Raw genomic sequence first — 13,027 nt, forward strand, 5'->3', positions numbered from 1 at the left:
CGAGGGAGATGACTTTCGTTATAAGTACATTAGCGAGCTGTATAGCAGCTAAAAATCTAATGGAAGACACCTTGAAAGAAAAGAGCTGACAACATAAGTGTTGGTTCGCGTAATGTATGCACAGCGCCTTTTGAGAAGTGTCAGGCACATGCTAAATTTCCATTTCAATCTGTTGAAGTGAGCGGCCAACGCCGCCAGCCATTAAACGAGTAATGCAGCCATCAACCAACTGTAAATCAACGGTTATCAGGCTGCCTGATGGGGGATTCATTAAATGGCCTTGTTCAATGAACAGAGTAGTTTTGTCTATACCCTCTCGATCATAGAGATAGCAAGCTAAAGGGCCAGCAGCCATACCAGTAGCAGATTCTTCGTCAATTCCATAGCGTGGGGCAAACATTCTAGCGCCAGCATGACGCCCGCGCACAGTGGCTTCACTTGAAAAAACATAGAAACCTATTAGGTCATATTGTTCGCTCATTTTTTTGATGAGATTTTGATTCGGTTGTACTCCAGCTACCGAAGCTGCATTGTGAAGGGGAACAAGTAAAAAGGCATTCCCCGTATTCACAATTGATATTGAATGAAGCGGTACGTCGCTTGAAAGATTAAGCGCAGCGCGCACTTCTTCGGTGTTTAACACATCCGTGTAGATTGGCCGTGATTGCTCCATAAATGCCATTGAACCATCAATGATTATTTCTCTGGTTCCATCTACCGTCTCTTTCGACATCCGACCATTTTGTACTAGGCCAAGCTCACTCATTCTGCTAAACGTCGCTATGGTGGCATGACCGCAATGCGCTATTTGCTGTACGGGGGTGAAAAACTCCAGCTTTATAGTGGCAACTTCTGAGTTTGAAACAAAGGCGGTTTCAGAAAGCCCCACTTTTTGCGCCACTATAAGCTTCTGCTGTGCCGTTAAGGGGTTCGCATCTAAAACTACACCGGCGGGGTTTCCACCAGAGTCACCGTCAATAAATGCATTTACTATTTCAACAGAGACTTTCATGATGAGCTCCTCTAGCAAACAATAGGACTGAATGTACTAACGTCAGACTACTAACCTCTAACACTTGAGGTTGGGCAGTTATTCCTTAAGCGCTATGAATATATCTTTATTAAGAGCCCTAATCCAATCCTTCTTGTGCCATCATGTTTTTCACCGCGTTACGGCTTAGCATGGTTTGATAGTGCGCATTTAAATGCGGCCAGTCTTGAGCTTTACTGGCATACCGACGGCTCCATTAGGCAACCATGAACAAGTGGAAGTCGGCAGCAGTAAGTTGCTCACCTACTAGCCATGGTCCATTATTGGTGAGCACTTTTTCAAGTACGCCCCAGCAATGGGTGAGCATATCATTCGCGTTATCTTTTACTTGCTGCAAATTGCTGTCGCCGCTAACGTATTGTTCAGGGTGCGCCCAGCGGTTGGCGGCCTCTTGCAGCGTAGAAGACATCCAAAATAAGTATTGATAGTACAAGCCGCGTGCAGGAGAGTGTATATCAGGCGCTAGTCCAGATTCTGGGTACTGATCTATCACATACAGTAATATTGCGGCAGATTCATAAATAACTCGCCCTTCATGCACCAACGTAGGCACTTTACCGTTTGGGTTAATGGCTAAATATTCAGGCGATTTTTGCATGTTTTTAGCTAAGTCTATTTCTATTAACTCATAAGAAACGCCAAGCTCTTCAAAAATGGCGTGGGTAGCCATATTCGCGCCGCCTTTATCCCAATATAATGTATAAATAGTTGTGCCTTTTTTTTGCTGCTATAGCTAAAAATTGAAAACCTATTAGGTGTTTTTTTAAAGCTTATCATTTTCGCGAAATTTTCGACATGATGGCAGCGGCTAGAATGGGTATTTCCGACTTCTTAAGCCTGCAATATTAATTCTACCGTTTGGCATGCCGTAAATAACGAACTCACCTTGTAGTAACTGCATTTGTTTTGCTGATAACGGTAATAATGAAAACATGCCTCTTTAAATAGCAAAATGACGTAGACGATGACACCGAACTTACACTAACCCTATTACTACCAGTCGGCGCTATATTTTTTATTCGCTTCAAAAGCTTCTACTTCTAACGGCGCATTATCGTAACCGTACGCTGCTAAATCAGAATAATGCTGCGTTATTATTTTATCTAAGCTGGCATTTTCTATCTGCCGCACATGCACTAATTCATGGGCTAGCGTTCCTTTCTAATTTTCGATGTTTTTAAATATTCAGACATTTTAATACTTAAGGCCTTTCAAACTGTTTTATTTGCCTAAGTACCAAACAGCTAAGATTAATATTGCAAGATAAATGGCAAAGATACCATAGCTAGCCGACGTTGAAGCCGGTGAAATATTTTGAATTGTAGGCTTATCGTCATCTTCAAGTTCATCAAAATTTACTGTTTCAAAATTTAACGGGGAGCCAGAATGAATCTTTACTGCTATTGCGCCTGCACCAATAGCTAACTCTTTAAAAGCTCGCTTTTCAATCATAGTGAGACCACCTTCGGTTTTTTCCATAGGATGGATAATGACCTTAGGTCTGGGCCGTAATATTTGGTTAGTACTTAAGTGCTTAAAAGCGTGTTGTAGTAGCTTTTCGCCTACATAGAAATCAGAAAAAAGTACTCTGGGGTGTGAGAAAGGGTTTACGGCAATTTCATCCTGTTGAAGATTTTTACTAGCTTCTTTACCAATTCCCGATATTAGTTTCTGACCTTTGTCGGTCGTCTTTATGACTACAACGGGGTAATCATCAAAGGACGTGCGCTTTGCGGTATCAGTGACTTTTAATCGATGCTCCCAAATTTGCATGTACATGATCGGTGCAAATCTAGAACGTAAATTTGACAGCATCTTAATTTCCTTAGCATGGGTGGGGCAGGGTAGATTTCAATTTTTATAATAGTTTTATTCTATATCTCTACAAGTGTTTGTGTCACTGACGTTGGGAACGACAAAATATAGTTGATAACCACTAAATAGAGACTCTCTCAGCATTTGGAAATAACAGGCAAGCTCGGTCAAACACAAGAGCAGTATGCCTTTGTGATAGGGTGATATCGATGGCATTTGAACTATGATTAAATACCGTAATAATGTTGTCGGCATGTTGAATACGCGCTGCGTTTTGTTTATTAATTCGCTTACCCTGAGACGGCCACAGTCTTGCCAAGGGAGTATGAAGAATTAACACTTCATCGCCAACGTCTTGCAATACATGCTCCGGATTATTTAGGCGTGGTGAGCGGAACATAAAAAAAGTAAACAGAAATATAAGCAACGCTACTAAATAGAGATATTCCATGGGGGCACATTTTCCTTTGGTGAATAAATCCAGATTACCCCCTAATCCCCCCAAATTAAATAACAAACTAAACAACAAAGTAGATTAGCGTACTTCGCGAATTGATCAAAACCACCAAAACGCTCTGCCAAAAGAGAAAAGTGTATTTTGCTTAATTACTATGCTATAAATTATACTATGTATTACATAGTAATAAGTTTAACCTAGCTGGAAGGTCATGACAGAAGTTTCAAATCAAAGCGCGAAGTGGGATGCGCAACTTCGCAAAGGCACCTTAGAGTTGGCCATACTTGCCGCAGTCGCGGGCGAAGAAAAATACGGGCTGGCGATACTTAATTACCTGCATAGTTTTGAAACCATGGTGATTAGTGAAGGCACGCTTTACCCATTGCTCGATAGGCTGAAGCGCGAAGGGGTATTGAATGCGAAATGGCATCACGAGGGTGAAGTACGCCCACGAAAATATTACTCGCTTACCGAAAGTGGCCTTGAACGGTTACATATTCTGCGCGCACGGTGGAAGCGTTCGGTAGTCGATATGGAATCGCTGCTAGCAGATTCAGCTATCAGCGAAGGTAACGGCGCAGACAATGTGACAGAAACTGGAAAAGGATAATGAAATGAGTGGAAGGGAACAAATTAGCAACTACCTAAAAAGCTTTAGTCGTTACTTGGCCTCGTTAAGTTCTGAAGATGCAGCAGAAGTCATTAAAGAAATTGAATCTCATATTTATGATGTTATCGATCAGCAGGAAATGGCAGGAAAAGAAGCCAATATTGAAAGCATCTTGGCTGGGCTTGGTGCGCCAAGAGTACTGGCCGAAAATTATGTGAGCCATATTCAACAAGGTACACCCCCACCAAAAGGGTTTCGTCCATTAGCGTCGGTCACCAAAGGACTGTCTAAAACCTTGTACTGGGGCATGTTGGCTTTTGGTTATGGTACGGGTTTGGCACTAATTGCATTGGCATTTGCAAACTTACTGCTGCCCAACGGCATTGCCTTTTGGGTAGAAGCTGAGGGAAATTCAGTTGCTATTGGCTTTTTAAGTAACCCTATATTGGCAAATAGCGACGCTACTATTACAGGCTTATGGATAACGCCGGTTGCCTTGGTAAGTGCCTACGCGATTAGCCTATTAACCTATCGCATTCTGGCTTTGCTTAAACGGTTTGCTGTTCGCTATCAGTATGCTTAAGCGCGCAGCGAAACGTATAGCGAAATCAGTCGGGCATTTTCTATTTGTTACTTTTGTGTTGGCTATTGTTGGTGTGGGTGTCTTAATAAGCCAGCATGGCTCTATTGATATCGGAGACGCCCCATTGGCTTATAAAGTAGGCGGGGAAGGGCCCTTCATATTTTTTAACGATGAAACGCAGATAAGTACTGATGTTACAAGCTCTGATAATGTAGGTGCTGATATTGTTGGTGCTAATATTGTAAGTACTGGCGTTGAAATTAATTACATCCGCGGAAGCCGAGAAGAAAACTTCTTCATTGAAAAACGCTACGTGCCTTTAACAGACCAAATAGCAGTGCCCCTTGAGGTATATTTTGCTTTAGAAGATGCCACGTTTACCTTCAATTTAAAGCCATTAAACACATTGAATACCAAAACGCCGTCGGTATATGAAAGCACTGCGCCTATTTTGGCAATGTCTGACTTAGAAGGGAATTACAAAACCTTCCGTGATTTCCTTATTACCCATAGCGTTATAAATGAAAACCTTGAATGGCAGTTTGGTGAAGGCCATTTAGTGCTAGTGGGCGACATGGTAGACAGAGGATTCTCTACTACTCAATTACTCTGGTTCATTTATAAGCTAGAGCAAGAAGCCCAAAAAGCGGGTGGGATGGTGCATTATATTATTGGCAATCACGAGCTTAAAAACCTTCAAGGCAATTTTAAATCGGCGGCCAATAAGTATATTCCCATTGCGGGCTTAATTGGCAAAAGCCAAGCCGATTTATTCAGTCACAATTCATATATAGGGCGCTGGCTTGCCAGTAAAAATACCATTGAAAAAATTAATGGCCATTTGTTTGTACATGGCGGTATTCACGAAGATATCGCGAACCTTGATTTAAGTTTGCAACAGATAAACAACAAGGCTAAAGCTTATTACCGACAAATGTATTTCCCCGGCGTGGCTGACAAGGTAACTGAATCGCTCATTTCAACAGAGAATGGACTGGCGTGGTATCGAGGGTATTTCAAAGGTGATGCTAGTAATACATCTATACAGCAAACATTAGATAAATTTGATGCTCGCTCAATAACGGTAGGTCACACCTTGCAGTTTAAGGTAAATAAGCAATTTGATGGCCGCGTTTTCGCGATAGACGTAAAGCACCCTAATGACTATCGAGGAAGTTTTCCAACAAAACATTCTGAGGCGTTATTTATTGAAAGGGAAAACTTTTATCGGCTTACAGAAACCGGCGAAAGAACAGCTTTATAAGTATGTGGGGATAAATAAGGGGGCAGAATACATTTTAAATTCCAAAGTAGTCTGCCCCTTTTTTATATGCCTATTTAATTGTTACCGTTGCGTCACTTACCCATGTTTCGCTGATGGCCTTATCGTCTTTATTTACTAAATATGCCCTTATCGTCACAGGGTTTTCATTAATTTGTTTGTAATCGAACGTTAGGCGCCATTGGTTTGTGCCTAGTACCGGATAAACACCAATAGGTTCAATTATTTCGCCATTGCTCGCTTCAACAATAGGCTTAACGCCGCTATCTCTGTTTAACCCTTCGAATACTGGGCCTTCAAAGTCGATAACCATTTTGTTCACACCTTCGGGAATAGGCTGACCCGGGATTCCGCCCAAACCCTGTCGGGTATTCGTAACTCGGGCTAATTCATTGGATTTTGGATCGAGCTCGCGCCATTCGATATCATAAGAAAAGGTAAACTCATCGCCTTTTTGAGCGGGTTTCTCGGGCACCCAATAGGCAACTATATTGTCAAATGTTTCGTCTTGCGTTGGGATCTCAATTAACTGAACAGCACCTTTGCCCCATTTTCCACGAGGCTTGACCCAAGCTGATGAACGTTTGTTGTAGAATACCCCATCGTCTTGGTAGTTGTTGAAATCACGATCTCTTTGAATTAATCCAAAGCCTTTGGGGTTTTCATCAATAAAGCTATTGGTCGACACCGACTTAGGATTATTGAGAGGGCGCCAAATATGTTGACCAGCGCCAGTGTGAATAGCAACGCCGTCACTATCGTGAATTTCAGGGCGCCAATCTTTAGCAACAGTTTTGTCTTTTTCTGAATACCAAAACATACTGGTTAACGGCGCTATGCCTAAACGTTCCACATCTTCCCGCATGTACAAATTCGCGGTAACAGATGTAACATGACCTTTGGCGTTTTTATTGTCTTTGGTTAGGCCGAATCGGTAGGCGCCCGTGATAGAAGGCCCTTCAAGCAATGCCCATACAGACAGATCTTCGCTGTTGTTTTCTGCCGGACCAACCCAAAATGCTGAAAATCGAGGAAATTCTTCCGGTTCGCTCATTCCAGTATTTATCGCAATACCTCGCGCTGATAACCCATATTGCCCTTGCGGCCCGTCGGTACGAAAATAAGAAGCACCCAGAAAAGATACCCAGTCTGGCTTCATACCTGGTCGCATAACTCTAAAGCCTGCATACCCGAAGCCTTCGGGGAGAGCGTGAGCAGGGCTATCAGCAGGCATATCAAAAAGCGCGTTACTGAAGGGAACCTCTTGAACAATATTTTTACTGTCTCTGATGAAAATTTTGACTGGCTCGGGAAAATATCGTCCAGGGTAGAATAATTGTACCGGTGCTATTTCACCACTCGGGTATAAGGTTTCGTCTTCTTTAAAGCGTATTTTCCAGTGTTGATCGTAAGTGATTTTATTAATTAATTCGGGCGCCGGAACGTCGGGAGGAGTATAGGGTTTACCAGCTGATGTTTTAGCAAGGGTTTTTAAGTCTTCGAAGGTAAATTTTGTCTTGTCTGATGCTTGTGCCGCATGTAACGACATGGAGGCAGAAAAAATAATTGCGATGAATAACATCAACTTCATAAAAATCTTCCAATCTATTGAGTCTAGTAAAATGAATTTGCTGTACGAATTCCAGTGGTAAATTATTCAGCCAGTCCGAAACAGACAACGATAATAAGAAGGAGTTCTTAGAATCACCTTTTGCCCTGTCCAGTAATTGCTTGATTGAGTTGAGTGAAACCCGTTCATCATGCACATGTTCCACGAATCTCAAGTTTTTAGGCGCTAGTGCAAAAGCAATGGTTTCTATTTTATTGATGACTAAGCTGACTGAATAACTACTTCAGCTATATAATTTAGGATCTTAAATTAAGGGGGCAGCACACACTTTCATTCAAAAATATATTCTTACCTGTTTTATTCCCCATCGTTTACTAACGTAAAGTATTTATAAAGACGATTGTACCTTTGACTTCAGCCCTCATAATCCGTGGTCATGCGTAGCAGGCTAACTGAAAAATTTACGCACATTATCGAACCAGATTTCAAAATTTTTTATTAATACGCACTAACCCGATAAACGGTTAACAAAGGCAGTCGAATGCAATTACAAAAATCTCCTTCTTTTTACTTTTCTATACTGCTCGTTTTGATCACTCTTACCTTATCAGCTTGTAACTCTGACTCTTCTGACAGCGCCTCAAGCGAAGAAACGTTAGAAGAAACTTCAACTGACGATACCAGTGATGACACGTCTGACGATACGACCGACGAGGACGACTCAGATACTGAAGTAACAGAATACGCGACCTCGAATGTAATTGGCTTGCTGTTGAATTCTGCAGACGCCCAGAATGGCTATACATTGTTTGGCGGGCAGCGCTTCAGTACCACTTACCTAATTGATAACTGTGGTGAAATGGTGCAAAGCTGGTCTTCTGACTACAGCACCATGTCTTCGTACTTACTCGAAAATGGCAACTTACTTCATACAGGCCGTTTGCAAAGCGCTGTGAATTCAGAGTTTTTGAGGGCAGGGGGCGACTCTGGTCGTGTAGAAATTATTAATGAACAAGATGAGCTTCAATGGTATTACGAATTCAATAGTGACACCCAGTTTATGCATCACGATGTCGAATACATTGAAAGTACCGGCACGGTATTGGTTATGGTGTGGAATAAGCATAGCGCTGCAGAAGCTGAAGCAGTTGGCTATTCAAGGAATCATGCGCTGTGGAGTGAGCAGATTATTGAGCTAGATCCAACAGTAGAAGATACCGAAGACGCTATTGTTTGGCAGTGGGATTCATGGGATCACATTGTACAAGATGAAGATTTAACGATTGAGAGTTACGGTGTTATTTCAGAGAACCCACAGTTAATTGACATTGATTTTACCGGCATAGACGTTGAATATGAAGCCGACCCTATTCATATGAACGCTGTTACCTATAACGAGAAGTTCGATCAGATCATGATCAATAGCCGTAACTACAGCGAGTTTTGGATTATTGACCATTCGACCACTACCGCTGAAGCGGCTTCCCATTCAGGTGGAGCTAGAGGCAAAGGTGGAGATATTTTATATCGTTGGGGAAACCCTCAAACTTACGACATGGGCGACGCCGACGACCAAAAGCTGTTTTTACAACATGATGCTTATTGGATAGATGATGACTATACCGAAGGTGGTCAAGTCATGAGCTTCAATAACCAACCAAACTATTACGGTAATAGCAATTATTCCACAATTAACGTGGTGGATACGCAAGTGAGTGATGCCGGCGATTACACCTTAAATGAAGATGGAACTTATGGACCTACAGATTTTACTTGGACATATGAAGCTGATAATCCTACCGACTTCTACGCTACCAATATTTCCGGTGCGCAGCGATTAGATAATGGCAACACAATAATAGATGAAGGTACCACAGGCACATTTTTCGAAGTGACTTATGATGGCGAGGTTGTCTGGAAATATGTTACTCCCGTGGATGAGACCGGTGTACTTACACAAGGCGATACACCAGGAAGTAACTTTGTTTTTCGCATAAATAAGTATCCTACGGACTACATCGGGCTTTCTTACTACAGCTTAAGCCCCAGTGGTGCGATTGAAAATGGCTCTGACTATTCCTGCGAACTGTTTGAATAAAGCGCTGTATTTACACAGATTGGGTCAAAGTACATTGGTAGTTTTTAAAGTACTTTGACCCTTATAGTAGCCCCTTATATTAGCCCCTTTTTTTTAACGTACTCAACCTATTCCCAGAAGACCTTATTGTAAGGCACGATTACCGTCACCCCTATCATCAAATACCTCATCGAATAGTCTATCCACACGTGATAGATGAAGGCTAGTACGCCGAACAAAGTTTCAAAATTCGATATTTACATAAATCAATGAAGTCAAAAAGACAGCCGCTGCAGAAAGCTAGTAAATAGCTTTAATTCTTCCTATACTCATTTTTTGGGCTTTTTCCGCAGTAGTTTTCAGGGAGCATTACCGCCCAAAAGCGGTAATTTATAATACGGGCCGTCAGATCAAAAGCCTGACGATGCTCTAAAAATCAATCTAATCTCGAAAACGGAGTTTCACCCATGAACAACCCTCGCCATCTGTTTATTGGTACTGCCATAGCAATATCACTCTTACTGGGCGCCTGCGCCCAAAAACAGGAAAATCCGGCTCCACACACCGCTGAACTAAAGGTTACTGACTTAGAAAAGCTAGCGGCCACTGACGCTCTGCGCACCCTAGCCGACGACGTATGGGCCGATTATCTAGAGCAATATACTTACTACCGGTTGCAGGAAGGGTTGCCTATAAGTAGGTTCGAGGACCTGACCTTGCAGGAATACCGCAAGGAATTGCTACAGAGTCAAAAGTACCGTGCAAGATTGGAAGAAATCGACAAACGGGCTTTGTCGGGTGATGATTTGATCACTTACGAAATACTGGCCTTCCAAAATCAAGAAGATGGCGCTAATGACGACGATTACTGGTTGACGTTTGATATAACAGCCTACCAAGCTCCCTATTTGTTTCGAACCGGCCAGCAAGCCTTAGCAGTGCAACCCCTCAACAGCGAATCTGAAGCACAGCATTATCTGAAACTGGTAGGTGAACTCGCCGATATGATTGACCAGCTTGTTGCCAAGGTTGAAGGGCAGGTTGAACGTGGTATTTATTTACCAAAGCCAGCTCTACCTTCCACCCTGCAGATGTGGGAAGGTATGCAGCGTGAGTTACCTGAGACCATCAGAGTTGATGAAGCGCGACTGGGTGGGCTTTCCATGGATGAGAAAGCCCGGTTCAATAAGGCGCTGAAATTGTTAATTGAAACTCGCATCGTGGGCGGTTTCGACAAGCTATTGGCTGCTTTGGGAGAAGAATACGAAGCCAATGCACCTGAAAGTGTAGGCCTCTCTCAATATCCGAATGGTATTGATGTGTACAAAAGGCTGGTGAGACAGATGACAACACTTAATCTTTCTCCAGAAGAAATACATCAACGAGGAAAAGCAGCGGTAGAGGACATCTCGAAACGCATGGAAGCCATTCGAGTGCAGCTTGGATTTGAAGGGACTGCCCAGGAATTCTTGCAGCAACTGAAAACTGACCCCAGATTTATCGCAGCTGATGCCGAAGAAGTTGAACAAAGATACTTAGAGTACATACGCCGGATTGAGCCGATGTTGGGAGAATATTTTAAAACATTACCAAAAGCGCCTTATGGCGTTAAACGACTTCCGCTGGCAGTCGAAGCTGGAATGACCTACGGTTATTACGGTGAACCTAGCGCAGCAGACCCTGTTGGCTACTATTATTACAATGCTTCGAACTTGTCAGAGCGGAGCATGGTATGGGCGGGGGGGCTTATATATCACGAGCTGTTACCCGGTCACCATTTCCATATTGCTACACAGGCAGAAAATAAATCACTGCAGAAATTTCGCCAGAACTCAATAGATAATGCCTATACCGAAGGTTGGGCAGAATACGCAGCCAGTCTGGCAGAAGAAATGGGCCTTTATGCGACACCTGAAGAATTATACGGTCGCTACATCGGGCAAATATTTCTGGCAGCCCGCCTCGTTGTCGACACTGGCATGAATGCGCTTGGCTGGTCATTGGAAGAGGCTCGTGAATACATGGCTCAATACGCTATTCAGTCAAAAACTGAAATTGCTTCTGAGACATTGCGCTATTCAACCGGTATGCCCGCCCAAGCTCTTGGCTATCGTATCGGTTACGAAAAAATTTGGGAGCTTCGTAGACATGCCGAAGCAAGTCTAGGCGACAAGTTTGATATTCGGGAGTTCCACCACATTGTTTTATCGGACGGCTCAAAACCGCTAGCGGTACTAGAAGCCAAAGTAGAGCGCTATATCGCGGCTGCACGATAAATAACGGAGTCTAAATAATTGGGGGGTCGAGTACATTATAAGTTTTTAAAGTACTCGGCCCCTCTTTACGAACCTTTTCTTCGGACTTTACTTTGCTGTTTGCGTCGCTATACCCACTTCACTATTTTCATCGATTTTTCAAAAGATTTAGTCAGCTTCGTACTGCAGTACGGCCTTGGATTAACTATGATTTGTTGATTGCAAAGGCGTAAAAGGGGGATATCAATTGAACTGTCTGAGTAACCTATAATTGTTTCGTATTCTTCAAGGTTATAGCGCATTTTGATGCGTTCAACTTTATTAGTTTCATAACAATGAAACTTGCTGACCATACCTCCAGCGAGTAATTGCCCATACTAGCGAAGAGAAGTTTGATGCATCTGCTCGCGAACATTTCTAACATCACCTCTATCTAATTCTTTTTTTTCAACGCGTACCAGTTTTCTTTAAAATATACCAATGAACCCATGGCTACTGCGAAAGGGATGAGCACTGGATTGTTTGATATGTAGCTAAAAGCTAATATAGGGAATGCCGAAGCGATAGCAAAGCCCAAACGTTGGTTCCTTGTATAGCGCACTTTTTTAAACTTATTTGCTTTCAATAGCACCTGCTGAACAAACAGAGCTGAAACGATAACTAGTATTATAATTACTTGAAAAATGCTAATTTCTTCCATGATATCTCCTGTTGATTTGCTTGTTATATGGCAGCTTATTTAAACCACTTTCCTATGTCTTCTTCACTAGCTGATGGATGTGAAAATATACCTTCATCTAGCGCTGCAACAAAAGAGTCAGCATCTTTTGGGGTTAAACCAGTATCTGCATAATTTAACACTTTAATATTGTCGACCAATGCGAAAGGCTGTGTATTATACATTTGGTATAGTTCCATAGGTTCTGACATTCCCTTAGCCCAAGCTTTGATAAAATAAACATCTTGCTTACTGCCGTTTTCTAGGGTTATTAATCCATCTTGAACATATGCCCAGCTATCAGACTTTTGTGACAAAGAATGTAAAAATTCTTGTCCAAGAATAACCGCATTTTGTTGTGTGACAGCTTCAAAGGTTTTAATTTCTCGGTTTTCACCTAGATAGTAAATAACTAAAGGAACTAATAGCTCACCTTCTTGTAAATCACTGCCAATCAAAACACTATGTGCTAATACTAAACCTATAATTTTCCCTACTGCTTCAGATATCAACATGTACCCCTTGCCACATAACAGTTTACTAGACTCCAAACCAGTCTGTTTTAACACACTATTATGGTTTTTTTGATTTTATCTATATTTCCAGATT

At 42.2% G+C, this 13,027-nt stretch carries 14 protein-coding genes; 5 read left to right on the forward strand and 9 right to left on the reverse strand.

The features are described 5' to 3' along the window. Nucleotides 1–151 precede the first annotated feature (151 nt). From C7Y69_RS06745 to C7Y69_RS06765, 6 genes are all read right to left on the reverse strand, one after another. Nucleotides 152–1,012 carry a PhzF family phenazine biosynthesis protein gene (locus C7Y69_RS06745; protein ID WP_126872200.1) on the reverse strand — a complete coding sequence of 287 codons (861 nt, stop codon included), beginning with the start codon at nt 1,010–1,012 and terminating at the stop codon, nt 152–154. A 235-nt stretch (nt 1,013–1,247) separates the two neighbouring features. Then, nucleotides 1,248–1,721 carry a glutathione S-transferase family protein gene (locus C7Y69_RS06750; RefSeq protein WP_409513418.1) on the reverse strand — a complete coding sequence of 158 codons (474 nt, stop codon included), beginning with the start codon at nt 1,719–1,721 and terminating at the stop codon, nt 1,248–1,250. A gap of 138 nt (nt 1,722–1,859) precedes the next feature. Then, on the reverse strand, nt 1,860–1,985 hold the full coding sequence (locus C7Y69_RS21800; protein ID WP_257720344.1) for a hypothetical protein: 126 nt from the start codon (nt 1,983–1,985) through the stop codon (nt 1,860–1,862). Between the two features lie 59 nt (nt 1,986–2,044). Continuing rightward, on the reverse strand, nt 2,045–2,182 hold the full coding sequence (locus C7Y69_RS21530) for a hypothetical protein (RefSeq protein ID WP_158306767.1): 138 nt from the start codon (nt 2,180–2,182) through the stop codon (nt 2,045–2,047). Between the two features lie 90 nt (nt 2,183–2,272). Beyond that, a complete protein-coding gene (locus C7Y69_RS06760; protein ID WP_013784416.1) occupies nt 2,273–2,866 on the reverse strand; it encodes a rod shape-determining protein in 594 nt (197 codons plus the stop codon). Between the two features lie 121 nt (nt 2,867–2,987). Then, complete coding sequence (locus C7Y69_RS06765; RefSeq protein WP_126872201.1) at nt 2,988–3,317, reverse strand: hypothetical protein; 330 nt, start codon at nt 3,315–3,317, stop codon at nt 2,988–2,990. Nucleotides 3,318–3,534: 217 nt separating this feature from the next. Between C7Y69_RS06765 and C7Y69_RS06770 the strand changes: the two genes are divergently transcribed. The 3 genes from C7Y69_RS06770 to C7Y69_RS06780 are packed head-to-tail and all read left to right on the forward strand — an operon-like array spanning nt 3,535 to nt 5,780. After that, a complete protein-coding gene (locus C7Y69_RS06770) occupies nt 3,535–3,933 on the forward strand; it encodes a PadR family transcriptional regulator (RefSeq protein WP_126872202.1) in 399 nt (132 codons plus the stop codon). Nucleotides 3,934–3,937: 4 nt separating this feature from the next. Continuing rightward, a complete protein-coding gene (locus C7Y69_RS06775) occupies nt 3,938–4,516 on the forward strand; it encodes an HAAS signaling domain-containing protein (RefSeq protein WP_126872203.1) in 579 nt (192 codons plus the stop codon). Beyond that, on the forward strand, nt 4,509–5,780 hold the full coding sequence (locus C7Y69_RS06780) for a metallophosphoesterase (protein WP_126872204.1): 1,272 nt from the start codon (nt 4,509–4,511) through the stop codon (nt 5,778–5,780). The genes C7Y69_RS06775 and C7Y69_RS06780 overlap by 8 nt, the downstream gene beginning before the upstream one ends. Before the next feature lie 70 nt (nt 5,781–5,850). On the opposite strand, the gene C7Y69_RS06785 is transcribed toward C7Y69_RS06780, so the two are convergent. Continuing rightward, a complete protein-coding gene (locus tag C7Y69_RS06785) occupies nt 5,851–7,389 on the reverse strand; it encodes a glucan biosynthesis protein (protein WP_126872205.1) in 1,539 nt (512 codons plus the stop codon). 520 nt (nt 7,390–7,909) lie between these two features. Between C7Y69_RS06785 and C7Y69_RS06790 the strand changes: the two genes are divergently transcribed. Together C7Y69_RS06790 and C7Y69_RS06795 are read left to right on the forward strand one after the other, a co-directional pair. Then, complete coding sequence (locus tag C7Y69_RS06790) at nt 7,910–9,466, forward strand: aryl-sulfate sulfotransferase (RefSeq protein WP_126872206.1); 1,557 nt, start codon at nt 7,910–7,912, stop codon at nt 9,464–9,466. 446 nt (nt 9,467–9,912) lie between these two features. Then, a complete protein-coding gene (locus C7Y69_RS06795) occupies nt 9,913–11,721 on the forward strand; it encodes a DUF885 domain-containing protein (RefSeq protein ID WP_126872207.1) in 1,809 nt (602 codons plus the stop codon). A 412-nt stretch (nt 11,722–12,133) separates the two neighbouring features. On the opposite strand, the gene C7Y69_RS06800 is transcribed toward C7Y69_RS06795, so the two are convergent. After that, the gene (locus tag C7Y69_RS06800) at nt 12,134–12,400 is read right to left on the reverse strand and encodes a hypothetical protein (RefSeq protein ID WP_126872208.1); all 267 of its coding nucleotides are present in this window, start codon (nt 12,398–12,400) and stop codon (nt 12,134–12,136) included. 35 nt (nt 12,401–12,435) lie between these two features. Next, on the reverse strand, nt 12,436–12,933 hold the full coding sequence (locus C7Y69_RS06805) for a hypothetical protein (RefSeq protein ID WP_013784407.1): 498 nt from the start codon (nt 12,931–12,933) through the stop codon (nt 12,436–12,438). Nucleotides 12,934–13,027: the final 94 nt, after the last annotated feature.

Source organism: Alteromonas sp. KS69 (assembly GCF_003989595.1).
Taxonomy (GTDB): Bacteria; Pseudomonadota; Gammaproteobacteria; order Enterobacterales; family Alteromonadaceae; genus Alteromonas; species Alteromonas naphthalenivorans.